Origin of the sequence: Halorhabdus sp. CUG00001 (genome assembly GCF_009797925.1) — an archaeon.
Taxonomy (GTDB): Archaea; Halobacteriota; Halobacteria; order Halobacteriales; family Haloarculaceae; genus Halorhabdus.
Window position 1 is genome coordinate 1,562,980 of record NZ_VOLB01000001.1, and the last position, 23,536, is coordinate 1,586,515.

The following is a 23,536-nucleotide window of genomic DNA, read 5'->3' on the forward strand; positions in this document are numbered from 1 at the left end:
GGAAGTGTGTTTTCACATACTAGCAGTGCTGGGGACGGCTCTCGAGAGCTCATTGTCCCGTAAACGCCGACAGCGTCCCCTCGGAGATCCCGGATCGAGAGTGGACCGTGATGAAGTCACCCGCCTCGATGGTCGTTTCGCCCGTCGGCGAGATCGACTCGCCGTCGCGGTTGATCCGCACCACGAGGAGATCCGACGTCAACACCCCCTCCTCGTTGGCTTCTTGGAGGGTTTTGCCGACGATCGGCGTCTCGTCTTCCACGATCAACTCGACGACGTTGGCATCACCCGTCAGCCCGGCGACGCCCGAGACCGGCGAGATCGGCTCTTCGTCGCGAGGGCCAAAAGGCGCGTAAGGTCTAAAGTACTCCCGATAGCCCAGGTCCTCGTCGTCGATCTCGATCCCCAGCGAGCTGAGATCCTGGGCGATGCGCGTCAGATCGTCGGTGTCGGTCCCGACCACTTTGATCCGGAGGTCTCCCCGGCCCGAGAGGATCTCCCTGACGTTGATCACCCCCGAAATGTCCAGTGCCCGCCGGGCGAGTTCCTCCCGGTCGCGGTCGCCCGTCGAACAGACGTAATGGTTGACCAGGCGCCCCTCGACTTTCTCGTAATCGATGTGGGCGTGATAGCCCTGGATGATCCCCTCTTCCTCGAGTTGGCGGATCCGGTTGCGGACCGTCGGTGCCGAGACGTCGACCTGCTCTGCGATGTCCGGTGCCGAGGTGTGGCGCGCCTCCTGAGAGAGATAATACAGGATTTGTTCGTCGATCGCGTCGATACTCCGGGACATGTTCGTCGTCGATATCGATCGCGTATCGCCTTTTATATTGCGTAATCGATCCGATCACACGCGCCGAAAGCGCCACCATTTGGCGATGTAGGCGCTGATTGCAGAGGTGAAGACCTCTCTCAGGAGTGACCCGGGCGACAACGTTTCACGATCGATACGATCGGATGGAACGGCAATATGACTGACACCCTCACGGCGTCTCCCGTCGTGACGGTCGCCGACGACGGGGACGCACGGGACACGGCAACGGGGCTCGAAAGGGCCGCATTCGAGCACGTTACCGCCGTGTACGTCGTCGAGAAGGCGGTGAATGCCCGGGGAAGCTCTCGATGAAACAGGCCGAACAGCGGTCGATACAACCGTCGAGGTGTTCCGGGAGGTGATTCCCCACGTCGAGACAGAGTTCACGTATCACGCCGACGTGATCGAGGGCGTCTTGGAAGTTGCGGTTGACCCCTCGGCGAGCGCCCTCGTGTCACCCTCGGAGCGGGAATCGGGTCGCACAGGCCCTCTCGGGAGAGGCTGCGCTCACCCCGTCACAGGGACGATCAGTCGGTGATCGCGCTACCAGACGGACGAGAGGATCGAAAGTCGACAGGGAACGTGTCACGTCCGGCGACCGCTTGACGGTCGATCTGACCAGAGTTAAGTCCCCGACCGCGTTTAGGGCCATTATGATCCGCCAGTGCTCGGGACTCCGCGTAGAGTCGAGACCGTGCGGAAACCGTTCGACTGACCGCCAGAGTGGTGATCAACAGTGACCGACGGAGACAGTCCCAGGGTTCCCTGGACGACAACCACGAACGGTACCGGAGGGTATCGATGAGCGAGGAGGAACTCGCCAAGGATCTCGGCCCGCTGGCAGCACTGACCATCGGCGTCGGGACGATGATCGGCGCGGGTATCTTCGTCTTGCCGGGAGACGCGATCTCGACCGCTGGATCGCTGGCCGTCCTGTCGTTCGTCGTCGGCGGGGCGATCGCACTCCTGACGGCGTTGTCGGCGAGTGAACTCGGGACGGCAATGCCACGCTCTGGTGGCGCGTATTACTACGTCAACCACGCACTGGGCCCACTCTTTGGCTCGATCGCCGGATGGGCCAACTGGCTCGGGTTGGCCTTTGCCTCTGCCTTTTACATGGTCGGATTCGGCCAATACATCGGACGAATCGCCGGTGTCGCGGGCACCGTCGGGGTTGGCCCCGTCACCGTCGACGTCGTGTCGCTGATCGCCCTGGCCGGCGGGACGTTCTTCGTCGGCGTCAACTACGTCGGCGCCAAGGAGACGGGCCGTCTCCAGAACGTGATCGTCCTCATCCTGATCGCGATCCTGACAGTGTTCACACTCGTCGGAGGATTCCAGGCCGATGTTTCGAACCTGCCGAAAAACGAGGGACTGACGCCCATGCTCACGGCGACGGGATTCATTTTCGTCTCGTATCTCGGCTTCGTTCAGATCACCAGTGTCGCCGAGGAGATCAAGGACCCGGGGAAAAACCTCCCGCGGGCGGTCATCGGCAGCGTCGTGCTCGTGACCGGTATCTACGCCTTGGTCCTGTTCGTGATGAGTGCCACAGTCGAACCCGGATTTATCGCCGGGATGGGTGAAAACGAGATCGCCGTCGTCCAGGTCGCCGAGCGGCTACTGGGTCCGGTCGGTGCCGTCGCGATGCTCTTTGGCGGCCTCCTGGCGACAGCTTCCTCGGCGAACGCCTCGATCCTGGCCTCCTCGCGCATTAACTTCGCGATGGGGCGGGATCGCGTTATCTCGCCCGACCTCAATAGGGTTCATCCTCGGTTCTCGACACCCTACCGATCTATCGCGATCACCGGCGGACTGATGCTCAGCTTTATCATCGGCGTCGATCTCGTGGGCGGCAACGCCGTCACGACGCTGTCGGGGCTGGCGAGTTTCCTTCACCTGATTATCTACGGGCTGCTCAACGTCTCGCTAATCGTGATGCGAGTCACCGACCCGCCTGACTACAACCCGGACTTCCGGGTGCCGCTATCGCCGATCACGCCTGCGCTGGGTGCAATTACCTCCTTCGCGCTGATCTACTACATCGAGCCGATGGTGACCGCCTTCGGTGCTGCCATCGTCGCGTGGGCCGTGATCTGGTATGCCGGCTACGCCCGCGAGCGGTCGCTGACGACCGGGGTCCTGAGGAAGTACCTCCGGGAACCGCGGCTGACCGACGGACCCGGCGAGGACATGCCCGACGACGACAAGGACTACCGGATTCTGGTGCCACTGGCCAATCCCGAACACGAGACGGAACTGATCTCGCTGGCGAGTGCGATTGCCCGCCAGCGCGGCGGGACCGTCGTCGCGACACACATCGTCACCGTCCCGGATCAGACCTCCTTAGAGTACGGCGCCGAGCACATCGATCAACTCGACGCCGAGAGCGAGTCACTTCTGGAGACGGCCCAGCAGGACGCCACGACACATGGCGTCCCCGTCGAAACTCACACGATCCTCTCTCATCGCTCCTTCGGCGAGATCTTCGACGCCGCGAAAACCCACGACGCGGACCTGATCGTCATGGGCTGGGGTCCGGATTCCCACGGTGCACCGGGCCGTGCCGAGGGAGCCCTCGACGAGATCACCGAGGACGTCCCCTGTGACACCCTGGTCTTCCGGAATCGCGGGTTCGATCCGGCGAAGATCCTGGTACCGACGGCCGGCGGCCCCGACTCGGAGTTGAGCGCCGCGACGACCGCTCTCCTGGAATCGGAGTACGACAGCGATGTGACCCTGCTGCACGTCGCCGAAGATCGCGCCGAAGGCGAGGCGTTCCTCGAAGAGTGGGCCGCCGACCGCGGTCTGGAAGACGCCACGCTACGCGTCGAGACCGGCGACATCGAGTCCGCGATCATCGAGGACGCCCGGGACGCCACGCTGGTGGTCGTCGGCGCGACCGAACGCGGACTCCTCGATCGACTCGTCCGGGGTTCGGTCCTGATCGACGCCATCGAGGACGTCGAGTGTTCGGTACTCATGGCCGAACGGAAGCGGGACCGATCCCTCTGGGAACGGCTGTTCGGATAACCGGCCGAGGACCCGGCGGAGTCGAATGCCCAATACTATGTACTGCGGTACGATACGGACAGCTATGAGTGTCGATCTCGGTTCGGACGATCGAGCGCTACTCGAACACGTCCTCCTGCCGGTCGCCAACGAAGACGACGCCCTGGCGACGGCACGGGCACTCGAACCGTACGATCCCGAACACGTCACGGCCATACACGTCGTCGAGAAGGGCGGAGGTGTCCCCGACAAGACGCCCGTCGAGCAATCCGAGGACCTCGCCGAAGAATCCTACGCGGCGGTCCGAACTGTCTTTCCCGACGCCGACGACTACACTGGGTACGCCCGGGATGTCGTCGAAGCGATCGACGAAGCCGCGGCGGATATCGACGCGAGCGCGGTCGCCTTCCAGCCCCGGGGCGGAAACCGCCTGATCCAATTCGTCTCGGGTGACACCACGCTGAAGCTGGTTACCGAGGTCGAGCACCCTGTGATAACGCTACCACACAACGACACATGAGCGAGGAAGAACTCGCGAAAGACCTCGGATTGGTCTCGGCGATGACCATCGGTATCGGGACGATGATCGGCGCGGGCATCTTCGTCCTGCCGGGCGTGGCAGCCAACGCCGCGGGGCCGGTCGTCGTCGTCTCTTTTGTCGTCGGCGGCGTGATCGCGATGGTCAACGCGCTGTCGATCTCGGAACTCGGGACCGCGATGCCGAAAGCCGGCGGCGGGTACTACTACATCAACTCCTCGCTTGGCCCCCTCTTTGGCTCGATCGCCGGGATGGGCGACTGGATGGGGCTGGCCTTTGCCTCGGCGTTCTACTGTATCGGGTTCGGCCAGTATCTCGTGGAGTTCGTCGGCTTGCCTGCCGTTCTCTTTCTCAATCCGATCCAGGTCGGCGCGCTGCTGGCGGGTGCCCTGTTCGTTGGTGTCAACTACGTCGGCGCAAAGGAAACCGGCGGCGTCCAGACCGTGATCGTCTTCATCCTCCTGGCGATCCTGACGGTCTTTGCCATCGCCGGGTTCACCGCCTTCGAGTACGCGACGCTGGTCGGCGAGGACGGCATCGCACCCAAAGGGTACGGTGCGATTCTACCAGGGACCGCCCTCGTCTTCGTTTCCTTCCTCGGCTACGCGAAGATTGCAACTGTCGCCGAGGAACTCAAAAACCCCGGGCGGAACCTCCCGATCGCCATCATCGGCAGTGTCGGGATCGTGACCGTCATTTATGCGATTCTGGTGACGACGATGCTCGGCGTGATTCCCTGGCCGGACCTCAGTCAGGAGGCCCCCGTCGCCCAGGTGGCCGACATCGCGTTCCCGGCCTCGATCGGCCCGATCGGCGGGGTCGCGGCGGTCGCGGCCTCGACGATGACCCTGGGCGCGCTGCTGGCGACGGCTTCCTCGGCGAACGCCTCGATCCTCGCCTCCGCGCGGATCAACTTCGCGATGGGCCGAGACAAGATCGTCAGCGCGTGGCTCAACGAGATCCACCCCCGCTTTGCGACGCCCTACCGATCGATCCTCGTCACCGGCGGACTCATCGTCGTCTTCATCGCCTTCCTCGGGCGCGATATCGAGGTACTCGCAAAGGCCGCGAGTGTCCTCCACCTCATCGTCTACGCCCTGATGAACGTCGCACTGATCGTCTTCCGAGAAGCAGACACACCCGAGTACGACCCCGATTTCGAAGTGCCGCTGTACCCGATTACGCCGATCGTGGGCACGGTCCTCTCGCTGGGGCTCGTCGCCTTTATGGCGTGGTACGAGATCGCGCTTGCGGGCAGTTTCGTCGTCCTCGCGATCGTCTGGTACTTCCTGTATGCCCAAGACGAGACGAGTGCAGAAGGCGTCCTCTCGGAACTAGTCAGCGAACGTGAAGAGAAGCTCCCCGACCAGATCGTCGACGCCACAGAGGCGGCCGCCCCGACGGGCACGGAGGGGCCGACGATCATGGTCGCGCTGTCGAATCCGCGCTCGGAGCAGGCTTTGATGACGCTGGCCAGCGCGATCGCCAAACACGAGGGCGGGCAGGTCCTCGCAACACACATCGTCACCGTTCCCGACCAGACGAGTCTCCAGACGGCTTCGGAACGACGAGCCGATATCGACACGGACTCCGAAGCACTGCTGGCAGACGCCGAGGCCGACGCCGAGACGTTCGGCGTGCCCGTCGAGACGAAGACGATCCTCTCTCACCGGGGACTAGAAGAGGTTTTCGACGCCGCCCGCTCGAACGACGCCGATACGGTCGTGATGGGCTACGGCGGGGCTCGCTTTGCCGGCGGCCGCGCCGAGAGTGCACTCGACGAACTCACCCACGATCTGCCCTGTGACTTCCTCGTGCTCGATGGCGACGAATGCGGCCCCGAGAACGTGCTCGTCCCGACGGCTGGCGGTCCCTCCTCGGACCTCTCGGCGGAGGTCGCCCGGGCGCTGCGGGACTCGCTTGGCGTCTCTGTCTCGCTGCTCAACGTCTCCGAGCCAGGCGAACAAGCAGAGAGCCAAGAATTCCTGGCCGAGTGGGCGGCCGGCCACGACCTCGAAGACGCCGAGTTCCTCGTCGAAACCGGCGATATCGAAGAGACAATCGAGCGCGTCGCCGACGGGTTCGACCTGTCGATCCTCGGGGCGACCGAGCGTGGCCTGCTCTCCCGGATCGTCCGCGGGTCGCTGGTCTTCGACGCGATCGAGCGGATCGACGGGCCAGTACTGCTGGCCGAACGACCATCGCGACGCTCGCTAAAAGAACGGCTGTTCGGCGGGGACTGACGCCAATCGTGTCGGTTTGGGCCGATTTCGATTGTCACGCACGGATCGGAACGCTCACCTTTACTGCTCGATATGCACTCAGTAACCAGATTGAGGAGTGACCTAACGTGTATATCATCATCGTCGGCGCCGGCGACATCGGGACGCCACTGATCGAGATTGCGACACGCTCGGGCAACGAGGTTGTCGTCATCGAGCGAGACAGTGAACGGGCAAACCGGGCGGCCGATCGGTTCGACTGTCTCGTCCTCGAAGCCGACGCGACGACCAACGCGACCCTCGAGGACGCCGGCATCGAACAGGCCGACGCCGTCGTCTCGACGACCGACCGCGACGCGACGAACATCATGGTCTGTCTGCTCGCAAAGGAGTACGACGTCCCGTCGATCCTCTCGGTGGTCCACAACCCCGAGCACATGAACCTCTTTGAGCGGATCGGCGTCAACACGATGGAAAACCCACAGGAACTCATCGCCGAGTACCTCTACCGGGCAGTCGCACGGCCGGCTATCGTCGATTACATGCGCATCGGCGAAGAGGCCGAAGTGTTCGAAATCGAGGTGACCGAGAACGCGCCGATCGCGGGCAAGACACTCCAGGAAGCAGCCGACGAAGGAGTGCTCTCTCAGAACGTGCTCGTCGTCGCGATCGAGCGAGACGATACCAGCGAGCCGATCACCCCGCGCGGCACCACGACGATCCACGCGGGAGATCTCCTGACGGTGTATTCGGCCGTCGGTGCCGATCCCGAGGTCACCGACATCTTCGGCCACTACGAAGACCGGATCGAGTGACGGATAAAGACGTTCCCGATTACCGCACACAGTCATGAACGGAACGACAGCGACAGTCGGACGCGACGTGGGCCGTATCCTCGAAGCGCTCGGCGGGCTGATGGTCGTCTCGATCCTCGTGCCGCTGGCGTGGGGCGAGTGGTTCGGCGCGGTCGCCTTCGGGGCGTCGGCCTTGGTCCCGCTTGCCGTCGGCTATGGCCTCCACCGGCACTTTGCCGACGCCGACTCACCCTCGCGTCTGCACGGAATGGTCGTCGCCGCCACGGGCTGGCTGCTCGTGGGTGTGTTCGGCTCCGTTCCCTTCCTCCTGATCGCCTGGGGGGTCCACCTCGATCTGCCGACAACCCTCGAATCGACGCCGACCCTCGCGGCCTTCCGGGAGCCACTCAACGCCGTTTTCGAGTCGACGAGTGGCTTCACCGGCACCGGCCTGACGATGACCGACAACGAAGAAGTGTTGCCCCGCAGTCTCCAGTGGTGGCGGACGTTCATCGAATGGGTCGGCGGCGTCGGCGTGATCGTCCTGACGACTGCGGTCCTCGCCCGCCCCGGCAGTGGGTCGCTGACGCTCTACGAGAGCGAGGCCCGCTCCGAGAAGATCCACCCGAGCATCGTCTCGACGGTCCGGACGATCTGGTGGATCTTCCTTCTGTTTACCTTCGTCTCGATCCTCGCGCTGTTCCTCGCCGGCATGCCCCCCTGGGACGCGATCAACCACGCGATGACCGGTCTCGCGACGGGCGGGTTCTCGATCACCGACAACTCGATTGCGACCTACGACAGCGCCCTGATCGATACGGTCCTGATCCCGATCATGCTGCTTGGCTCGATCGCCTTCCCCGTCCACTACCTCATTCTCCAGGGTGACCTCCGGAACTTCTATACCGATCTGCAGACCCGCTGGGTGTTCGTTTACATGGGGGCTGGGTCGGCACTGTTGTGGGCGTTCCTGTACGTCGGCCCGTACGACTCGCCGCTCAGGGCCGTCCGGTACGGCGTCTTCCAGTTCGTCTCGGCGGCCACCTGTACGGGCTTTCAGACGGCCGTCGACACGACGAACGTGGCACTCGGGGCCTGGCCGGCACAGGCCCAACTCGTCGTGGCATTCGGGATGTTCGTCGGCGGGGCAGCCGGATCGACCGCCGGGGGGATCAAAATCATTCGCGGGCTAACCCTGATCAAGGGGATCCGCTATCACGTCGCCGACGTCTTCTATCCGGACAGCGCCGTGCGACGGCTGGATATCAACGGCCGGCGGCTGAGCGAGACCGAAGCCAACCGGGAGTTCGTCGAGGCGACCATCATCGTCGTGCTCTGGATCGCATCTCTCATCGTCGGGACATTCCTGTTGTTGGTTCTCCTCCCTGCCGAGGAGTTCTCGCTGGCCAATGTCTTCTTCGAAGTGGCAAGCGCCCAGGGCAACGTCGGACTCTCCTCGGGCATCACCGGCCCCGACTCGCTGCCGGCCGTCGGCAAGGTCGCCTTCCTCGGGCACATGTGGATCGGGCGCTTGGAGATCATCCCGATTCTCGTGGCGCTACGGACACTGTTCCGTCGCGGGGGGATGTACCCATGAACCTCGCAGACCTCCCGATCGTCGGGACCGTCTACGAGTCGGGGGCAGACGATCGCGTCTACGACGGATTACTGTTGGCGGGCCCAGTCGTCATTGTGCTCGTTGTCGTCCTGGAGACCATCATCGAGCAATCGACCGGCACTGAACTGCTCGCGGAACTGTTCGCGATCGCATACATCGCTGTCTTTCTCGGGTACGTCCTGTATCGCGGTGGCGATCAACTCCTTGGCGACGGGTGAATGGCTACTCCAATTTGGCTGGCGCAATCGTGACTCGAAGCGCATCAGGTGAGCTTTCCAATTAGGGACGACTGCGGCGACCGTCACCGTCTCGACCATCGAACGCGATGTCGTCACCCCCCTCGACGACGTTCAGTCGATCCACAATCTCGCGGGAACCCAGTCGCTGCCGCAGCCAGAAATCCGGAACTGCTGGCGTGTTCTTTCCAGATGAACCCAGTCGTCTTCGAAGCCACCGAAGACGACAACCAGGTGTCATCGACCGTTCGAAGCCCGAACCGGCGGTATTGAGTGCGAAAATAGCAATGTCAATCAGGTCAGGGAGTGACTGCCGTCGACGCTGACCCCGATATCGCCATCCCTCGCAAATTCGGAGACGACGATAGATACGACAATACGTTGATGATAGAGCGTCCGCGAACGTAGCGAGCGGTTCACCGACGACGAGCGGTCGAAGACCGTGAGTCGTCGGCCGTTTTTGGTGCAGATTTTTGCCGCGTCAAGTGGGACTTTCAGTCCCACTGACCGTGCAAACGGGCCTCGCGAGGCGGTTTCACCGCCTCGAGATCGCGGCGCGTAGCGCCGCGCACGGCCCGTGAGCAGAAGTGGTCGCGTAGCGAACCCGAGCGGGAAAAAGGTGCTAGCCGAACATCTGGCGCATCATGGGATGCATTTCCATGAGTTGCTCTTCGGCGATCTCCTCGTAGAGCTTGTAGGTGATCGAGACGGTCAGCAGCAGCCCCGTCCCGGTGACGCCACCGATCGTACCGAGCATGTTCGCCATGACGGCGAGCAGCCCGACCAGTGCACCACCGATGACGGTCACTTGTGGGATATAGCGTTCGAGGACCTTCTCCAAGACGCCGGGATTCTGACGGAAGCCGGGGATCTGCATCCCGGAGTTCTGGATCTGCTGGGCCGTCGCTTCCGGGCCCATGTCGGTGGTTTCGACCCAGAAGATCGCGAAGATCGCACCACCGATGATCATGAACGTGAGGTCGACGCCGACCCGGAGGAGGACTTTCCAGACTGGTTGTGAGACACTACCCAAGAACCAGGCCCATTCGCCGGGCGACTGGATCGGTGCCAGATAGTAGAAGAGCCCACCGGTCGGCTGGGAGCCGCTATACTGCCCCAGCCAGGCCGGTAAGGTCCCGAGTTGCTGTTTGAGAATCCGGCCGAGGAACTGAATGTTCATCTGCAGCGCCCGGACGAGGATCATCGGCAGGACGCTGGCGTAGATGAGCTTCACAGGGAACCGACCGCGAGCCCCCTTCACCCGGGCGTGGCTGAGCGGGATCTCGACACGGACTGACTCCGCATAGACGACGATCACGAAGATCGAGAGCGTCGTGAGGATAGCGATGAGCCCGATATAGTTCTGTCCACTCGTGTGGAACAGAAGTTGTGTGATCCCCTGAGACGTCAACACCGACGGGACATCGACGAACCCGGCCACCGCGCCGATCCAATAGGGGATAAAGCCCCAATTGCCGGAGATCTGGGGGATCGCGATCAACCCGCCGACCAGACTCTGGCTGACGCCAGCAATGATGAACAGGCCGATCCCGCTGCCGACGCCCCATTTGCTGATCACCTCGTCCATGTAAAGGATGAGGACACCGCCGACGAAGATCTGAGCGAACATCAACCACTTCGTCCCGGCCACACCCAGTCCGAAGACTGGCTCAGCTGGGAGGAAGTCGGCGGCGAACACCATCGGAAAGCCCGTCAACACGATCATCACGAGCACCAGTAGCTTCTGGAGCCCCTGATAGAGGATCTGATCGCGCGGGTTGTTCTGGGTATCCAACCCGAGTAAGTCCGCCCCGCCGAGCAACTGCAAGACAATGCTCGCGGTGACGATCGGGCCGATCCCCAACTGCATGATCGAGCCCTGCTGAGTGGCAAGGATCGACGAGAACCGGCCGAATGCGTTCGATCCACCGGTACCAAGGCCGTACAGGTTGATGTTTCTCAAGAAGAAAAACAAGACCAAGACGCCGGCCGTCCAGCCGAGTTTCCGCTTGAAGGGGACGTGGCGGTCCGGTCGAGCGACTGACGGCATCCGCGTTAGCAGTGGTTCGGCGGTGTCCTTCCAGCTCATCCTTACTCGTTATCGTCGGCGTCGTCCTTGTCAGCCTGTCGCTGTTCGCCTCGCTCGCTCAATTCAGCGCTTCCACCGGCAGCCTCGATCTTCTCGCGGGCACCGGCCGAGAAGGCATCGGCGACGACGGTCAGTTCGTTGCGAACCTGCCCGGCACCGAGTACCTTCACCGCGTCGGCGTCGAAACCATCCTCGACGACCTCGCGGGCGTCGATCCGGTAGCCGTCGCCGTCTTCTTCTGCAATGCCGTCGGCAGCCAGTAAGGCGGCGTCCTCATCGAGTCGCCGGATGTCGACCTCGGCAATATCCTCTTTGGTCTTCTCTGGCCGCGTGAAGCCGCTCTTGCCGATCGGCGGGTGAAGATGTTGCTCGTGTTTGTCACGACCGGCATCGCCGCGCCCACCGCGGTGGCCGGCCCCACGACGGTTCTTGTGTGTGCCGCCACCGTGCGTTCGAGACCCACGCTGGCGTTTGCTTTTGTCTGTCATTATCGCATCGCCTCCAACAGTGCGTCGATGCCCGCAGCATCGTGTTTGCCGAGTTCGCCACCCTCTTTGACGGGATGTTTGATCCCGTCGTGGCCCTTCCGGGGCGGGTGCAGACGAAGCGTCGGTGAGAGGTTGGCCTCCTGCAGCGTGGTCTCTTCGTCGACCAGCGCCGAAGCCAGATCCGCGATGTCGTCGTAGTTGGTGTTCCAGCCGACCCACTCGTCGTCGACGGACGCCTTCTCACCGTCGGCATCGGCGGCCGGTTCCGCTCGCCGTTCGAGCAAGAGTTCGACCGTCTCGACTGACGGTTCGCCGTAGGCGACAACGTCGTTGACCTTCGTGATCATGCCCCGATACGTGTCGGTCTCGGGGACGAGCGTCGCGTGATTGACGCGACCGAGGTTGAGCATCTCCAGAGTATCGACGACGTCCTGGCTGACGTCGACCTCGCCGCGCAGTTGGACGATCGCTTGCATCACTCGATCACCTCACGCTCTTGGAAGGCTCGCTCGGGGACCCGCGCTTCGGCCGTGTTGCGCAGGGCGTTGAACGTCGCCTTCGCGAAGTTGACCGTCGTCCGGGTGTTCCCCGACGAGCGGGTCCAGATGTCTTCGATACCAGCCAGTTCGAGGACGTGCCGAACGGTCTCTCCGCCGGCCAGCCCGAGCCCGCGCGGGGCAGGCTGGAGCTCGACCTCGACGCTGCCGGCCTTGCCGGTGGTACGCAGCGCGACCGTGTGCGGTCGCCCGCAACCACATTCCCACGAGCCACACCCGCGGGAAACGTCGATCATGTTCAGCTTGGCGATGTCGATGGCCTTCTGGATTGCGCCGCCGACCTGATCGTCTCGGCCCTCGGCGTAGCCGACGAGCCCGTCGCGGTTACCCACGACGACGACACAGCGGAACTTCACCCGGCGACCCGAGTCGGTCATCCGCTGGACCATGTTGATGTCCAGCACTTCGTCTTCCAGCCCAGGAACGAGCTGATCGACGATTTCCGATTCCTTCAGCGGCAGCCCGGCGTTCAGGGCGTCGCGCATCGAGTCGATCTCGCCGTCGGCGACCTGCCGGCCGAGCCGCGTTCGTGGTTCCCATCCGTCAGCGCTCATAGTTCGATGTCACCTTCGAGTAGCGTCTCCCGCACTGCGTCAAAGTGTGCGGGCAGTTCTGTCGCGTCGAATTCCCCACTATAGAGCCCCTCATCGAGGGACTCGGCGTACTCGGCGATGTGCTCGCCGCGCGTCCGTGGCCACTCGGCCAGGACATCGTCGTTGTGGGGAATCTCCAGGCCGGCGTCGATCGCTCCTTCCTGGATCGCGAATACTTTACTTCCTGGCGTCGGCGTGTTGAGCCCAATGTCCAGCACTGCCTCCTCGTAGCCGGCCTCGATCGCCCGCAGCCCCGCGAGCAGTCCGGTCAGGTACGCGGCGGGCAGGTTGCCCGTCGGCGCCTCCCAGCCGTACTCGGCGAGGTCGTTGGCCGTGGCCGCTGCAACAGTCTCGTCACCGTTGGGACCCGTTGTCACCAGCTGCGCCCTGGCCTGGCTGTTCGAGAGCCGCGCCACGAGGCGTGGCTTGCCGGATTTCAGCAGGCGCAACCGCTGATGGTAGTCCGTCCGAGATTCGCGGCGCCGACGCATCGGCACCTTGTAGCGTGGTCCTGTCGCCATCACTGATCACCGTGTTGGTCGTCGATATATCGGTTCAGGTCACCGACGTCGTCGAATTCGCCGCCGCTGGCCTGATCGTACAGTTTGCGATACTCCGTCGGCGACAGTTCGCCACTGTCCCGGAGTTCTCGCAGCCGCTCGCGCTGGGCCCGAATGCGGGACACCCAGTCGTCTTTCTCGTTCTGTCGGGCTCCCGCGGAACCCTTCCGGGACCCGTGTCCCTTCTGGTGGCCGTAGGCGCGCTTCTCTTGGCGCTCTTTGGCCCGACCGCGGGAGTTCCCACTCTTTTCTTTCGTGCGGATGATGCCCTGGTCGATCAGGTCACGGACGTCCTCGCGGGTGATCGCATCCGCGATTTCGCCCTGTGCCTCGGGGTCGAACCAGACGCGGTTCTGCCCGACGTCCAGAACGTCTGCCGCCAGTCGCTTCTGTGCGCTGAGATCACTCATCGTCGCTCACCTCGACTTCGACGTAGGTGGGATTGAGTACGCGAATCTCCTCGCTCTCGGCGCGCTCTTCGATCCGTTCGCGCTTGCGTGCCCCGACTTTCGAGGCGATGCGCACCGCTTGGGTATCCCCGTCGACACCGTCGAGATCGTCGACGTTGTGGACGCGAACTTCCTCGAAGCCGGAGGGGTGCAATCCGCGAGTCGCCTTGGGAGTGCGGAACCCGGCCTCGACCGTGTCGCCTTTGCCCTTGATGCCGCGGCGCTGCTTCGAGAGGGTGCCCCGCGGTCGTCGCCAAGACGTCGGCACGCGCTTTTTCTTGTGGTAGTCCTGTCGATTGAACTGCGGCTTGCCTTCGCGGCGGCGCTGGACCAGCAGCCGGGCCTCCTCGTCGGAGAGATCCGGCTGCTTGTCGACCAGCCCACGAGGCTGCAGTTCAGTCTCGACATCCTCGGCTTCCTCAGCGGCCTCTCCTGCCTCCTCGACGTCGGCAGCTTCGGCCTCCGAGACGTCGAGTTCGCCGACGTCAGCCTGGATCCGGGCCGCCAGAGCGTTTCCGACGCTCTCGACCTCGGTAAGGGCGTCCTGATCGGCGCGTGCGACGGCTTCGACAGTCTCGAAGCCAGCTTCGCTCAAGGCATCTGCCGTCTCCTCGCTGACGCCGCTGATATCCGTCAGCCCCTCGTAGTCCGCGAGTGTCTCCGTGTCGCCTGCGGACTCGTCCTCGTCGGTCGAAGCGTCTTCGACCTCGGCATCGGCGTCGTCTGCAACCTCGACGTCGCCGACGTCGGCCTTGATCCGGGCCGCCAGGGCGTTACCGATTCCCTCGACCTCCGTGAGTGCCGATTCGTCTGCTGCTCGCAGATCGTCGACAGTTTCGAAGCCGGCCTCGGCCAATGCGTCGGCCGTCTGGTCGCCAATGCCGCCGACGTCCGTAAGTTCCGTAGGTTCTTCCTCAGCCATCAGACCTCACCTCGATTCGGTTTGTCCGTGATGTAGACGCCGTCCTGGAACACCCGGACGTCTTTGTCGGTGACACGGGTGAGCTGTTCGATATCCGCGGCCGTCTGGCCGACGTCTTCGATACTGGGACCACGGAGCGTGATCTGTTCTTCGTCGATCTCGACGTCGGTCTCGCCGTGGATCGGCGTCCGGCGGGGAGCCTTCTCACCGAGGAAGTTCTCGATGACGACTTCCTCGCTCTCGGCGCGCACCTGCATCGGGAAGTGTGAGTAGAAGACCTCCATCTCGTAGGTCCATCCCTCGGTGACGCCGTGGAACATGTTGCGCACGTGGCTCTCGAAGGTCCCCAACGTGGACATCGTCTCGGCGTCGTCCTCGGTCGATTCGATGACGATCGTCTCGTCTTCGACATCGACAGCGACATCCGGATACCAGAGTCGACGCGTCACGCTGCCTTCGGGTCCCTCGACAGTGAGTTCGAGGTGGTCGACCTCGGCACTGACTTCGTCAGGTAGCTGTAGTTCTGTGCGTGGCATTGTCAGTATACGTACGCGATCACCTGGCCACCGATGCCCGCCTCGCGGGCCTCGTAGTGGCTCATGATCCCGTGGCTCGTGGTCACGATGAGTGTCCCGTAGTCACGGGCCGGGAGGAATCGCTTCTCCCACTGCTCGAACTCATCGGCGCCCGCGGTATAGCGGGGCTTGACCGAGCCACACTCGTTGATCGCACCTTTCAATTCGACCTCGAACTGCCCGGCTTTGCCGTCCTCGACGCGCTCGAAGCCGTCGATGTATCCTCGATCGTAGAACACTTCGAGGACACTGCCGATCTCGTTCGAGGCGGGCTCGACTGTGTACGTCAGTTTGCCAACGCTCTCGGCGTTATCGACGCCGGAGAGAGCGGCACTGAGTGGATCGTTACCCGTCATCGTTAGCTGTACTTCTTGAATCCCATGTCGCGGGCAATCTCCCGGAAACATTGCCGACACAGGTACATATCGTATTTGCCGACCAGACCCTGCTTGCGACCGCACCGCTGGCAGGCTTCGAGCTGGCCGGTCCGTTTGGCGGCCTGCTCGCCGGTTTGTTCGCCCGCGTCGGCGTCAGTTTCACTCTCGCTCATTCGCTCACCTCCACGTCGAAGGTCGACTCGACGAATGCGACGGCGTCTGCAGGGTCGAGTCGATGATTCGACGGAATCGGGCGTGAGGCCTTATCCCGTTTGCTGACCCGGTAGCCCGGGCGCGTCAGGTTGACCGTCACGTCAAATCCGTAGATTCCGATCGTCGGATCGTACTCCTGGCTCGGGAAATCGGTGTGTTCCTCGATCCCGAAGCTGAAGTTGCCCGTCTCGTCGAACTGTGCAGCCTCGATATCAGCCAATTCGAGGGCTGTCTCGAGGAACGACTCGGCGGCCTCGTCACGAAGCGTGACTTTCGTCCCGACCGGATCTCCCTCACGGATGTCGAACTCGCCGACAGTCTCTCTGGCAGTCGTCCGGACCGGCTGTTGGCCCGCGATCTCAGCCAAAATCTCCTCTGCGTCGGCGAGTTCCTGGCCACCGCGGCCGATACCCATGTGGACGACGACCTTCTCGACCGACGGTTCACGCATCGGGTGGAACCCGGCCTCGGTCTCGGAGCTCATTCGTCGTCACCTCCGTCTTCGTCGTCGGCAGCCACAGCGTCTTCGTCAACGACGTCTTCGGTTTCCTCGTCGGCTGCCGAATCGTCATCGCTGCTCTCGTCGTCGCTGGTGAAGTTCTCGTCGATGACGACGACGTACTCCTCGACGGTTTCGAAGGTCGAGCCGTCCGTCCGTTCGACGATGACGTTGTTGTCGGCACTGCTTGCCGTGACTTGGATCGTCTCGATCTCGCCGATCTCGCCGGCGTGCTGGCCGTCGACGGCGGTGACGAGTGCGCCCTCCTCGTAGGTGAAGTGGGCGACGATCTCCTCGTCTTCGTTGGCCACGACGATCGAGTCGTTAGGCGTGTAGGGGTCGTCCTCGCCGACCAGCAGCGTCTCACCGTCGTGTAGGGTCAGCTGCACGTCGCCGCCAGGGACGTTGCGTTTCTCGACGATCTTGCCCAGTTTGGATTGGGCGGATTCCTCGTCGATGGGAGTCAGCGCGAGCCGACCACCATCGCCGGGGAAGATCCGGTAAAACTCCTCGCGTTCCCTGAAGGCGAGAATGTCGAACATTCCCACCGGACGCGTTTCGTCACTTTCGGGCTCGCCGTTGATCAACACCTGGTCCTGATCGAGTGCGAACCGGGCCTCCTTGCGGCTGTCGACGTACCCCAGAACGTCCCGAAGGACGATCAACAGGGGTACGCCCGCCTCGCCGTGTGGGCCGGCGTCGGCCGACACGGTGAAGGTCTCGGTCTTGCGCTCGACGGGCCAGCGTTCCGGTACCGAGAGTCGTTTCTGGTGGTTACTCATTTATTCGTCCTCCTCGAGTCGCTGCCGTCGCACGTCATCAGACAGGTCGAGGTCCGTCACGCGAACGTTACTAGCCTCCAACCGGCGGGGGGTTTCCTCGCCGTCGGCAGTCTCGACAGTGACCTCTTCGACGCTAATCGTCGCGTCTCGGAGGTCGACATCGGTAACCTCGCCTTCCTCGCCGGCGAAGTCGCCGCGCATGACCTCGACCGTATCGCCCACGTTGACGCGGACACGACGCTGTCCGTACTCCTCACGGAGGTCCGTCGAAAGCGTCGAACGGACCTGCTTGTGTCGCTCGTGCAACGGAGCGCGCTCGGTCTGATTGCGCTGTTTGGTTGGTTGTTCACTCATAGCTAGACGATCATCGTAGCAGTCGAGGCGATGGAGCCAAAGCGTTCGGCCACCTCGCGGGCAATCGGGCCCTTGATCTCGGTGCCGCGGGGGTCTTCGTTCTCGTCGACGATGACCGCCGCGTTGTCTTCGAACTTCACGCGCTGGCCGTCCGGTCGCCGGATCGGCTTGCGCTGACGAACGACCACTGCTTCGAGGACCTGGCGGCGCATCTCCGGCGTGCCCTTGGTCACCGAAACAGTGATCTTGTCACCGATTCCCGCCTTCGGGTGGCGGTTTTTGGTCCCGGAGTAGCCAGCAACGCTGATGACTTTGAGTTCACGTGCGCCCGTGTTGTCGGCACACGTGATCAGCGAGCCTTTCTCTAAGCCCTGGGTGACGTCGGCATTGAGGGCTTCCATCAGTCCGCACCTCCGTGTTTCTCGACCACTACGTGAGACTTCGTCTTCGAGAGTGGTCGGGTCTCTGCAATCGTGACCGTGTCGCCTTCCGCCAGGTCCACGCACGGGGGTGCGTGGGCTGGAATCCGACTCCGCCGTTTCATCAGGCGGTCATACTTCGGCACGGGTACGTCGTACTCGCGCTCGACGACGACGGTCTTGTCCATATCTGTGGACGCGACGGTGCCTTCGATCGTCTGTCCCCGCACGGAAAGGGTTCCGTGGAACGGGCAGTTTTGATCGTCGCAGGTCGCATCCGGTTGTCGTACGTTCAGTCCTAGCGCCATGTGGATTCACCTCTGCGTTCGGTCCGTCTGGCCGGGCGAGCGATCAATCGCTCCCCATCGACGGCGACGGTAACGGGTTCGCCCGCATCTGGGCTGGCCCCCGCGTCGCCAGGCAGGTCGAACGCGAACGTCGCGCCGGCCTTGGGAACCTGCCACGTCCGCCCACCCTGCTCGATCGAGACGGTGTTGGTCGACTCGGCGACGACCGTACCGTCGATACCCACGAGCCCAGGATCGGCCGCATCGCTGACGCGAGCGGCGAGCCCGAGCAGTTCGTGGCGAGCCAGGGTGGCGGGTGTGCGTGGCATTACGCTGTTCCTTCTGAGGCCGTCTCGGCCTCACTGTCTTCGTTTTCGATCGTCTTGATCCGCGCTATTGCCTTGCGGATCTCCTTGATGCGGCCCGGGTTCTCCGGGGCACCACCCGCCGCCTGGACGGCGCGGGCATTCAGCAGTTCCGTCTGGAGGTCCTCGAGTTCGGCCTCTCGCTCGGCCGCCGTCATGTCGCGGATCTCCTCGGGATGGAGGATCGTCATTCGGCATCACCCTCCGTGTCTTCGTCGTCCATTTCGTCGAGGAGTTCCTCGGCTTCTTGTTCGGTCTCCTCGTCGAGTTCCTCGTCGACGGCCGACTCGAGTTCGTCGAGGTCTTCCTCGACACCCGAATCGTCCGGGACATCGACGTCGTCGAATTCCTCGGCCTCGTCGGCTTCTTCGACGATCTCCTCGTCAGGCGTCGCTTCCTCGGCCGTCGCCTCGGCGTCCGCTGCGGTCGCCGACGCGTCGTCCTCGCCCTCCTCGGGCTCGCCGGACAGCAACTCCTCGACGGAGTCGCCCTCGACGTCCTCGACGTACTCGCTGACGTCGACGTCCTCGTAGATCTCGAAGTCGTCGGGCAGCTCGGCCTCCGGCGGAATGATCTTGACATCCACACCGATGGTGCCAAGCTTCATGACGGCGACACCCTGGCCGTGGTCGACAATGTCCTCGGCAGGTTCGCCGTTGTGCTTGATGTAGCCACGGTTGAACTTCTCCACGCGTGAGCGTGCACCCGTGACCTTCCCCGAGAGGACGATCTCGGCACCCTTCGCGCCGGCCTCCATGATCCGGTCGATCGTGGTGTGACCGGCCTTCCGGAAGTACCAACCGCGTTCGAGGGCGTTAGCCAGGCGGTCGGCGACGATCCGGGCGTTGAGGTCGGGTTCCTCGACTTCCTGAACGTCGACCTGCGGATCTTCGAGACCGAACTCCTCTTCTAAGGTCGTGGTGATCTTGCGGATGTTCTTCCCACCCTTGCCGATCACCATACCGGGTTTCTCGGCCTTGAGGACGATCTGAGTCCCCATCGGCGTCTTGGCGACTTCCATGCCGCCGTAGCCGGCCCGACCGAGTTCGTCTTCGAAGAACTCGTCGATCTGGGTGCGCTGGAGGCCATCCTCGATGAACTGCAGTTCGTCGGCCATCAGGCATCACCCTCCGCGTCGGGTTCGACCAGGATCAACTCGACGTCGACCTCCGGCGTGTTCCACTCGTTGGCTCGGCCCATCGCACGGGGCTGGCGACCACGCTGTTCGCCGACCTTGTGGGCGGCGACGTGCATGATCTCCATCGAGTCGCCGTCCATACCCGCGTACTCGGCGTTGCCGATGGCGTTCTCGAGCAGATCGAGGAACGCCTCGCTGGCTTTCTCGGGAAAGCGGCCGGCGTCCCAACCCTCGATGTCCTTCCGGTGGCCGACGCCCGAGTTGTGGGATTTAAACGGCACTGATTGGGCGCCCTCGATGACGTCCTCGAGGTAGGCGACCGCGTCCTCTGCGGTCATGCCCTTGATCTCCCGGGCGATGGCCTTGCTGTGCTTGTGGCTCATCTGACGCTCCCGGAGCATCGCTTTCGCCGTCCGCTCCGGATCCGCGTCGACTGAGTAGCTGATTCCCATGTGTTACTTGAGGGGCACGAACTTCGAGGAACGGGTCGCCCCGATCCCGGCCTGTCCGTGCTCGACGCTCGTGCGCGTGAGCTGGAACTCGCCCAGGTAGTGGCCGAGCATCTCCGGCTCGACGTTCACGCGCTCGAAGCTCTCGCCGTTGTGGACCGCGAACGTGATCCCGACGAACTCGGGGAGAATCGGCATATCCCGCAGGTGGGTCCTGATCGGGTTGTTTGCCGTCTCCTCCTCGCCGGCCTCGCGGGCCGCTTCGAGCAGCTGTTCTTTCTCGTAGGACAGGCCGCGTTTGATACTTCGCCGCTGGCGTGCGGGCAACAGTTCCGCGACTTCCTCAACGTCCATCTCCTGCAACTCCTCGAGCGTATGACCACGGTAGGTAAACTCGCCTTCGTGGCCGATCTGGTAATCACTAGAACTCATTCGTCACCACCTCGGCCGGTGCGTCGCGAGGAGATGTCGCCCACCTTCCGGCCCGGCGGGGCGTCCCGCGAGATGGACTTCGGTTTCCCGGGGTGCTGGCGGCCGCCACCACCGAACGGGTGGTCGACGGCGTTCATCGCGACCCCGCGAACCCGCGGCCACTTCGTCCCGCGAGACTTCATCTTGTGATATTTGTTGCCGGCCTTGACCATCGGCTTCTCCGTGCGGCCACCGCCGGCCACCACGCCGATCGTCGCCCGACAATCCGGATCCAGCCGTCGAACCTCGTCGCTTGGCAACTGGACAACCGCAACCGAACGGTCGTGTGCCATCAGTTGTGCCGAGACACCGGAGGCACGGGCGAACTTGCCGCCGTCGCCCGGCTGTGCCTCGACGTTGCAGATCTGAATACCCTCCGGGATCTCAGCCAGCGGGAGCGTGTTGCCAGGCTCGATCGAAGCCGAGACGCCGACCTGGATCTCGTCACCGACGCCGACGCCTTCCGGCGCGAGGACGAGTCGCTGGTCGCCGTCCTCGAACTCGACGGCCGCAAGCGGCGCCGAGCGGGCGGGGTCGTGTTCGATGTCGACGACCGTGCCCGCGACGAGGTCGCCCTCGGTGGCTTCGGTGCTCCGATGCGAGAGTTCCGCCTTGTAGCGGTGAGAGGGTGCCCGGAACGTGGGCGTCCCGCGACCGCGTCGTTGTCCCTGAATGCGTCGTCCCATTGTTAGAACACCCCAATTCGAGAGGCGACTTCCTCGGCGTCGTCCGCCTCGGAAAGCCGAACCTCTGCCTTCTTGTTGCCGTTCATGGTGACCTGTGTGTTCACGTTCTCGACGGTCACGTCGAACTGCGTTTCGACCGCCTCGGTCACGTCGTCTTTGGTGGCGTCGAGTGCGACGATGAACTGCAAGGCGTTCTCGAAGTCCATCTTGTCCATCGCCTTCTCGGTGACGTGTGGGTGCTCGATGACGTTGATCGGATCAGTCATCGGTCGGCCACCTCCGCGAGGGCACTCTCGGTCCAAACTGTGAGGCGACCGGCCGTCGCGCCGGGCGCGAGGTCTTCAGCGTTGACCTCGCGTGCGGTCGTGACGTCCGCGCCCGCGAGATTGCGGGCGGCCTTCGACGGTTCCTCGCTCGTGACGAACAGAATCGACGTCGGCCGTCGGTACTTCCGGCCGCGGGTCGTCCCCTGGCCGGCCCGGACGGTCGCGTCGTCGGCTCGCTCGATGTCCGCGTGAACACCGAGGCTTTCGAGGACGTCGACGACCGCCTGGGTCTTCTGGAGGTCCTCGAAGGCGTCACTGACGATCAGCGGCAAGTCGGCCTCGTCGTCGAATTCGTGACCGCGCTCGGCGACGAGATCCGCGTCAGTAGTCGCCGCGATCGCCGACCGAACGGCCTGCTTGCGCTCCTTGTCGTTGATCGCGGGCGCCTGATCTTTCTCTTCTTTGGGCGGGTGTGCGGGGCGACCACCGACGGTCTGGGGGACGCGCCTGGCACGGCCGTCCTGCTGTGGGACGTGTGCCATACCGCGGCCGCTCCCTTGCGATTCTGCGGGCGTTCGCATCCCCGCGTAGTCGTCTGCACCGTATGCCTGTTTCCGGTTGGCCTGGGCGGCAAGCACCGCCGACTTGATGAGATCGGGCCGGTAGGGCGTCTCGAAGACGTCCGGCAGCTCGACCTCGCCGTCAGCGTCGCCGTCCAGGTCGTGTAGTGTTGCCTGCATTCATCTCACCCCTGATTAGACTCCGTAGAGACGTACCGCACCTCGGGGTCGAGACGCGGCTGGTCGTTCGGCCGGACGGCCGGGCGCAGGCGAACGAGGCGACCCTCGGGGCCGGGAACCGACCCTTTCACCAGCGCGTAGTCCCCGTCGACCTCGCCGTAGTTGACGAAGCCACCGTCGGGGGTGACCTCGTCGTCGCCGATGTCGATGAGGCGCTTGTTAAGCTCCGTACGCTGGTGGTAGCCAGTCTGGCCCTGCTGGGGCACCGTCGAGCGAACCCGCGATGGGTTCCACGGACCCAGGTTGCCGATGCGTCGGCGCCAACCCTGGCGGGCGTGTTTGCCCTTCCGTTTTTGGACGCCCCAGCGCTTGACGGGACCCTGGGTGCCCTTGCCCTTGGTGACGCCCGCGACGTCGGCGTACTCGCCGGCGCGGAAGACGTCGGTCAGGGCGTGCTCGCCGCTCTCGCCAACGAGCTCGAGCCCGTGGTCGAGGCGGTCTTCGAGACTGCCACCGCCGACGCGCGTCTCCATGACGTCCGGTTCGTTCTTTGGCACGCTCGACAGTTCGCCCGGGACCGTGTGCGTAATGAGGCGCACGTCCCCGAGGCGTCCCGCGTCGAGTGCCTCGCGAATCTGTTCTTCTGTGGCGTCGCCGTCCTGGTCCTCGGGAAGGTCGATGGCCCGATCGAGATCCGGATGGAACTCGTCGGTCCAGACCTCCGTCAGCGGACGCAGGCCGTACGGCGTATCCTCGTAGGCTCGCAGAGCCACCGCCCGCATTGGCGGCGTCTCGACGACCGTGACGGGCACGGTTTCTTCCATGCCCTCCCGCGGTGAGTCGGGTTCGTCGTTGATGAGGACGACGTGGCTCATGCCGGCCTTGTAGCCGGCAAAGCCCTGCGTTCCCGGTTGCCCCTCGTCGTCGGGCCAACTGTTGAACCGCGGCGTCTCACTGGTCGCGCGCTTGCGCGGACTGTAGGCCAGCGAGCCTTTGCGTGGTCTGTTTGGTTGTGGCATCGGA

33 protein-coding genes and 1 pseudogene are annotated in these 23,536 nt (G+C 63.7%); 8 read left to right on the plus strand and 26 right to left on the minus strand.

What is annotated here, in order from left to right; genetic code table 11:
- Positions 1 to 49: 49 nt before the first annotated feature.
- Entirely contained in the window at positions 50 to 793 is a 744-nt protein-coding gene (locus FR699_RS07800; RefSeq protein ID WP_154551022.1) for an Lrp/AsnC family transcriptional regulator, read from the minus strand.
- Positions 794 to 970: 177 nt separating this feature from the next.
- On the opposite strand from FR699_RS07800, the gene FR699_RS07805 reads away from it, so the two are divergent.
- The 8 genes from FR699_RS07805 (at position 971) to FR699_RS07840 (ending at position 9,216) form a co-directional block, all read left to right on the plus strand.
- The gene (locus tag FR699_RS07805; protein ID WP_154551021.1) at positions 971 to 1,126 is read left to right on the plus strand and encodes a hypothetical protein; all 156 of its coding nucleotides are present in this window, start codon (positions 971 to 973) and stop codon (positions 1,124 to 1,126) included.
- Complete coding sequence (locus tag FR699_RS07810) at positions 1,104 to 1,352, plus strand: hypothetical protein (protein ID WP_158855084.1); 249 nt, start codon at positions 1,104 to 1,106, stop codon at positions 1,350 to 1,352. Before FR699_RS07805 ends, FR699_RS07810 begins: the two co-directional genes overlap by 23 nt.
- 263 nt (positions 1,353 to 1,615) lie before the next feature.
- Positions 1,616 to 3,847: an amino acid permease gene (locus tag FR699_RS07815; protein WP_158855085.1), complete on the plus strand. Its 2,232-nt coding sequence runs from the start codon at positions 1,616 to 1,618 to the stop codon at positions 3,845 to 3,847.
- Positions 3,848 to 3,911: 64 nt separating this feature from the next.
- Positions 3,912 to 4,346 (plus strand): universal stress protein, encoded by a 435-nt coding sequence (locus FR699_RS07820; protein ID WP_158855086.1) that lies wholly within the window; start codon positions 3,912 to 3,914, stop codon positions 4,344 to 4,346.
- Positions 4,343 to 6,607: an amino acid permease gene (locus FR699_RS07825; RefSeq protein ID WP_158855087.1), complete on the plus strand. Its 2,265-nt coding sequence runs from the start codon at positions 4,343 to 4,345 to the stop codon at positions 6,605 to 6,607. The genes FR699_RS07820 and FR699_RS07825 overlap by 4 nt, the downstream gene beginning before the upstream one ends.
- Positions 6,608 to 6,714: 107 nt before the next feature.
- Positions 6,715 to 7,401 (plus strand): TrkA family potassium uptake protein, encoded by a 687-nt coding sequence (locus FR699_RS07830; RefSeq protein WP_154551018.1) that lies wholly within the window; start codon positions 6,715 to 6,717, stop codon positions 7,399 to 7,401.
- Between the two features lie 34 nt (positions 7,402 to 7,435).
- Entirely contained in the window at positions 7,436 to 8,977 is a 1,542-nt protein-coding gene (locus tag FR699_RS07835) for a TrkH family potassium uptake protein (RefSeq protein ID WP_158855088.1), read from the plus strand.
- A complete protein-coding gene (locus FR699_RS07840) occupies positions 8,974 to 9,216 on the plus strand; it encodes a hypothetical protein (RefSeq protein WP_158855089.1) in 243 nt (80 codons plus the stop codon). Before FR699_RS07835 ends, FR699_RS07840 begins: the two co-directional genes overlap by 4 nt.
- Before the next feature lie 640 nt (positions 9,217 to 9,856).
- On the opposite strand, the gene secY is transcribed toward FR699_RS07840, so the two are convergent.
- From secY to FR699_RS07960, 25 genes and pseudogenes are all read right to left on the minus strand, one after another.
- Positions 9,857 to 11,323 carry a preprotein translocase subunit SecY gene (secY, locus tag FR699_RS07845; protein WP_154551013.1) on the minus strand — a complete coding sequence of 489 codons (1,467 nt, stop codon included), beginning with the start codon at positions 11,321 to 11,323 and terminating at the stop codon, positions 9,857 to 9,859.
- A 2-nt stretch (positions 11,324 to 11,325) separates the two neighbouring features.
- Complete coding sequence (locus tag FR699_RS07850) at positions 11,326 to 11,811, minus strand: uL15m family ribosomal protein (protein ID WP_158855090.1); 486 nt, start codon at positions 11,809 to 11,811, stop codon at positions 11,326 to 11,328.
- Positions 11,811 to 12,287, minus strand: coding sequence for a 50S ribosomal protein L30 (locus FR699_RS07855; protein ID WP_158855091.1), 477 nt, complete (start codon positions 12,285 to 12,287; stop codon positions 11,811 to 11,813). Before FR699_RS07855 ends, FR699_RS07850 begins: the two co-directional genes overlap by 1 nt.
- Positions 12,287 to 12,922: a 30S ribosomal protein S5 gene (locus tag FR699_RS07860; RefSeq protein ID WP_154551010.1), complete on the minus strand. Its 636-nt coding sequence runs from the start codon at positions 12,920 to 12,922 to the stop codon at positions 12,287 to 12,289. The genes FR699_RS07855 and FR699_RS07860 overlap by 1 nt, the downstream gene beginning before the upstream one ends.
- Complete coding sequence (locus tag FR699_RS07865) at positions 12,919 to 13,482, minus strand: 50S ribosomal protein L18 (protein ID WP_154551009.1); 564 nt, start codon at positions 13,480 to 13,482, stop codon at positions 12,919 to 12,921. The genes FR699_RS07860 and FR699_RS07865 overlap by 4 nt, the downstream gene beginning before the upstream one ends.
- Entirely contained in the window at positions 13,482 to 13,931 is a 450-nt protein-coding gene (locus FR699_RS07870) for a 50S ribosomal protein L19e (protein WP_154551008.1), read from the minus strand. Before FR699_RS07870 ends, FR699_RS07865 begins: the two co-directional genes overlap by 1 nt.
- Complete coding sequence (locus FR699_RS07875) at positions 13,924 to 14,607, minus strand: 50S ribosomal protein L32e (RefSeq protein WP_370454839.1); 684 nt, start codon at positions 14,605 to 14,607, stop codon at positions 13,924 to 13,926. Before FR699_RS07875 ends, FR699_RS07870 begins: the two co-directional genes overlap by 8 nt.
- A 123-nt stretch (positions 14,608 to 14,730) precedes the next feature.
- Positions 14,731 to 14,892, minus strand: a pseudogene (locus tag FR699_RS13475) (helix-hairpin-helix domain-containing protein); the annotation flags it as partial.
- Complete coding sequence (locus tag FR699_RS07880; RefSeq protein ID WP_158855092.1) at positions 14,892 to 15,428, minus strand: 50S ribosomal protein L6; 537 nt, start codon at positions 15,426 to 15,428, stop codon at positions 14,892 to 14,894. The gene FR699_RS07880 and the pseudogene FR699_RS13475, both read right to left, overlap by 1 nt.
- Before the next feature lie 2 nt (positions 15,429 to 15,430).
- Entirely contained in the window at positions 15,431 to 15,823 is a 393-nt protein-coding gene (locus tag FR699_RS07885; protein WP_154551005.1) for a 30S ribosomal protein S8, read from the minus strand.
- A gap of 2 nt (positions 15,824 to 15,825) precedes the next feature.
- Positions 15,826 to 16,017 (minus strand): 30S ribosomal protein S14, encoded by a 192-nt coding sequence (locus FR699_RS07890; protein ID WP_154551004.1) that lies wholly within the window; start codon positions 16,015 to 16,017, stop codon positions 15,826 to 15,828.
- The gene (locus FR699_RS07895; protein ID WP_158855093.1) at positions 16,014 to 16,541 is read right to left on the minus strand and encodes a 50S ribosomal protein L5; all 528 of its coding nucleotides are present in this window, start codon (positions 16,539 to 16,541) and stop codon (positions 16,014 to 16,016) included. The genes FR699_RS07890 and FR699_RS07895 overlap by 4 nt, the downstream gene beginning before the upstream one ends.
- The gene (locus FR699_RS07900; RefSeq protein ID WP_154551002.1) at positions 16,538 to 17,338 is read right to left on the minus strand and encodes a 30S ribosomal protein S4e; all 801 of its coding nucleotides are present in this window, start codon (positions 17,336 to 17,338) and stop codon (positions 16,538 to 16,540) included. Before FR699_RS07900 ends, FR699_RS07895 begins: the two co-directional genes overlap by 4 nt.
- A complete protein-coding gene (gene rplX / locus FR699_RS07905; protein WP_158855094.1) occupies positions 17,339 to 17,692 on the minus strand; it encodes a 50S ribosomal protein L24 in 354 nt (117 codons plus the stop codon).
- 2 nt (positions 17,693 to 17,694) lie between these two features.
- Positions 17,695 to 18,093: a 50S ribosomal protein L14 gene (locus tag FR699_RS07910; RefSeq protein ID WP_158855095.1), complete on the minus strand. Its 399-nt coding sequence runs from the start codon at positions 18,091 to 18,093 to the stop codon at positions 17,695 to 17,697.
- Positions 18,093 to 18,419 (minus strand): 30S ribosomal protein S17, encoded by a 327-nt coding sequence (locus FR699_RS07915; protein ID WP_154550999.1) that lies wholly within the window; start codon positions 18,417 to 18,419, stop codon positions 18,093 to 18,095. The genes FR699_RS07910 and FR699_RS07915 overlap by 1 nt, the downstream gene beginning before the upstream one ends.
- On the minus strand, positions 18,410 to 18,727 hold the full coding sequence (locus tag FR699_RS07920) for a ribonuclease P protein component 1 (protein ID WP_158855096.1): 318 nt from the start codon (positions 18,725 to 18,727) through the stop codon (positions 18,410 to 18,412). Before FR699_RS07920 ends, FR699_RS07915 begins: the two co-directional genes overlap by 10 nt.
- Entirely contained in the window at positions 18,727 to 18,954 is a 228-nt protein-coding gene (rpmC, locus tag FR699_RS07925; protein WP_154550997.1) for a 50S ribosomal protein L29, read from the minus strand. The genes FR699_RS07920 and rpmC overlap by 1 nt, the downstream gene beginning before the upstream one ends.
- Complete coding sequence (locus FR699_RS07930; protein WP_154550996.1) at positions 18,951 to 19,880, minus strand: 30S ribosomal protein S3; 930 nt, start codon at positions 19,878 to 19,880, stop codon at positions 18,951 to 18,953. The genes rpmC and FR699_RS07930 overlap by 4 nt, the downstream gene beginning before the upstream one ends.
- Entirely contained in the window at positions 19,880 to 20,353 is a 474-nt protein-coding gene (locus tag FR699_RS07935) for a 50S ribosomal protein L22 (protein ID WP_154550995.1), read from the minus strand. Before FR699_RS07935 ends, FR699_RS07930 begins: the two co-directional genes overlap by 1 nt.
- 3 nt (positions 20,354 to 20,356) lie before the next feature.
- Positions 20,357 to 20,782: a 30S ribosomal protein S19 gene (locus FR699_RS07940; RefSeq protein ID WP_154550994.1), complete on the minus strand. Its 426-nt coding sequence runs from the start codon at positions 20,780 to 20,782 to the stop codon at positions 20,357 to 20,359.
- Positions 20,779 to 21,507 carry a 50S ribosomal protein L2 gene (locus FR699_RS07945; protein WP_154550993.1) on the minus strand — a complete coding sequence of 243 codons (729 nt, stop codon included), beginning with the start codon at positions 21,505 to 21,507 and terminating at the stop codon, positions 20,779 to 20,781. Before FR699_RS07945 ends, FR699_RS07940 begins: the two co-directional genes overlap by 4 nt.
- Positions 21,508 to 21,509: 2 nt before the next feature.
- Positions 21,510 to 21,773: a 50S ribosomal protein L23 gene (locus FR699_RS07950; RefSeq protein ID WP_154550992.1), complete on the minus strand. Its 264-nt coding sequence runs from the start codon at positions 21,771 to 21,773 to the stop codon at positions 21,510 to 21,512.
- Positions 21,770 to 22,513, minus strand: a complete 744-nt coding sequence (gene rpl4p, locus FR699_RS07955) for a 50S ribosomal protein L4 (protein WP_154550991.1) — start codon at positions 22,511 to 22,513, stop codon at positions 21,770 to 21,772. Before rpl4p ends, FR699_RS07950 begins: the two co-directional genes overlap by 4 nt.
- A gap of 5 nt (positions 22,514 to 22,518) precedes the next feature.
- Positions 22,519 to 23,532 (minus strand): 50S ribosomal protein L3, encoded by a 1,014-nt coding sequence (locus FR699_RS07960; RefSeq protein WP_154550990.1) that lies wholly within the window; start codon positions 23,530 to 23,532, stop codon positions 22,519 to 22,521.
- Between the last annotated feature and the right edge of the window lie 4 nt (positions 23,533 to 23,536).

Excerpts from the sequence above, each read along its gene's own strand:
- FR699_RS07800 (WP_154551022.1), bottom strand. The coding sequence starts at position 793 with ATGTCCCGGAGTATCGACGCGATCGACGAACAAATCCTGTATTATCTC.
- FR699_RS07805 (WP_154551021.1), top strand. The coding sequence starts at position 971 with ATGACTGACACCCTCACGGCGTCTCCCGTCGTGACGGTCGCCGACGAC.
- FR699_RS07810 (WP_158855084.1), top strand. The coding sequence starts at position 1,104 with ATGCCCGGGGAAGCTCTCGATGAAACAGGCCGAACAGCGGTCGATACA.
- FR699_RS07815 (WP_158855085.1), top strand. The coding sequence starts at position 1,616 with ATGAGCGAGGAGGAACTCGCCAAGGATCTCGGCCCGCTGGCAGCACTG.
- FR699_RS07820 (WP_158855086.1), top strand. The coding sequence starts at position 3,912 with ATGAGTGTCGATCTCGGTTCGGACGATCGAGCGCTACTCGAACACGTC.
- FR699_RS07825 (WP_158855087.1), top strand. The coding sequence starts at position 4,343 with ATGAGCGAGGAAGAACTCGCGAAAGACCTCGGATTGGTCTCGGCGATG.
- FR699_RS07835 (WP_158855088.1), top strand. The coding sequence starts at position 7,436 with ATGAACGGAACGACAGCGACAGTCGGACGCGACGTGGGCCGTATCCTC.
- FR699_RS07840 (WP_158855089.1), top strand. The coding sequence starts at position 8,974 with ATGAACCTCGCAGACCTCCCGATCGTCGGGACCGTCTACGAGTCGGGG.
- secY (WP_154551013.1), bottom strand. The coding sequence starts at position 11,323 with ATGAGCTGGAAGGACACCGCCGAACCACTGCTAACGCGGATGCCGTCA.
- FR699_RS07850 (WP_158855090.1), bottom strand. The coding sequence starts at position 11,811 with ATGACAGACAAAAGCAAACGCCAGCGTGGGTCTCGAACGCACGGTGGC.
- FR699_RS07855 (WP_158855091.1), bottom strand. The coding sequence starts at position 12,287 with ATGCAAGCGATCGTCCAACTGCGCGGCGAGGTCGACGTCAGCCAGGAC.
- FR699_RS07860 (WP_154551010.1), bottom strand. The coding sequence starts at position 12,922 with ATGAGCGCTGACGGATGGGAACCACGAACGCGGCTCGGCCGGCAGGTC.
- FR699_RS07865 (WP_154551009.1), bottom strand. The coding sequence starts at position 13,482 with ATGGCGACAGGACCACGCTACAAGGTGCCGATGCGTCGGCGCCGCGAA.
- FR699_RS07870 (WP_154551008.1), bottom strand. The coding sequence starts at position 13,931 with ATGAGTGATCTCAGCGCACAGAAGCGACTGGCGGCAGACGTTCTGGAC.
- FR699_RS07880 (WP_158855092.1), bottom strand. The coding sequence starts at position 15,428 with ATGCCACGCACAGAACTACAGCTACCTGACGAAGTCAGTGCCGAGGTC.
- FR699_RS07885 (WP_154551005.1), bottom strand. The coding sequence starts at position 15,823 with ATGACGGGTAACGATCCACTCAGTGCCGCTCTCTCCGGCGTCGATAAC.
- FR699_RS07890 (WP_154551004.1), bottom strand. The coding sequence starts at position 16,017 with ATGAGCGAGAGTGAAACTGACGCCGACGCGGGCGAACAAACCGGCGAG.
- FR699_RS07895 (WP_158855093.1), bottom strand. The coding sequence starts at position 16,541 with ATGAGCTCCGAGACCGAGGCCGGGTTCCACCCGATGCGTGAACCGTCG.
- FR699_RS07900 (WP_154551002.1), bottom strand. The coding sequence starts at position 17,338 with ATGAGTAACCACCAGAAACGACTCTCGGTACCGGAACGCTGGCCCGTC.
- rplX (WP_158855094.1), bottom strand. The coding sequence starts at position 17,692 with ATGAGTGAACAACCAACCAAACAGCGCAATCAGACCGAGCGCGCTCCG.
- FR699_RS07910 (WP_158855095.1), bottom strand. The coding sequence starts at position 18,093 with ATGGAAGCCCTCAATGCCGACGTCACCCAGGGCTTAGAGAAAGGCTCG.
- FR699_RS07915 (WP_154550999.1), bottom strand. The coding sequence starts at position 18,419 with ATGGCGCTAGGACTGAACGTACGACAACCGGATGCGACCTGCGACGAT.
- FR699_RS07920 (WP_158855096.1), bottom strand. The coding sequence starts at position 18,727 with ATGCCACGCACACCCGCCACCCTGGCTCGCCACGAACTGCTCGGGCTC.
- rpmC (WP_154550997.1), bottom strand. The coding sequence starts at position 18,954 with ATGACGATCCTCCATCCCGAGGAGATCCGCGACATGACGGCGGCCGAG.
- FR699_RS07930 (WP_154550996.1), bottom strand. The coding sequence starts at position 19,880 with ATGGCCGACGAACTGCAGTTCATCGAGGATGGCCTCCAGCGCACCCAG.
- FR699_RS07935 (WP_154550995.1), bottom strand. The coding sequence starts at position 20,353 with ATGGGAATCAGCTACTCAGTCGACGCGGATCCGGAGCGGACGGCGAAA.
- FR699_RS07940 (WP_154550994.1), bottom strand. The coding sequence starts at position 20,782 with ATGAGTTCTAGTGATTACCAGATCGGCCACGAAGGCGAGTTTACCTAC.
- FR699_RS07945 (WP_154550993.1), bottom strand. The coding sequence starts at position 21,507 with ATGGGACGACGCATTCAGGGACAACGACGCGGTCGCGGGACGCCCACG.
- FR699_RS07950 (WP_154550992.1), bottom strand. The coding sequence starts at position 21,773 with ATGACTGATCCGATCAACGTCATCGAGCACCCACACGTCACCGAGAAG.
- rpl4p (WP_154550991.1), bottom strand. The coding sequence starts at position 22,513 with ATGCAGGCAACACTACACGACCTGGACGGCGACGCTGACGGCGAGGTC.
- FR699_RS07960 (WP_154550990.1), bottom strand. The coding sequence starts at position 23,532 with ATGCCACAACCAAACAGACCACGCAAAGGCTCGCTGGCCTACAGTCCG.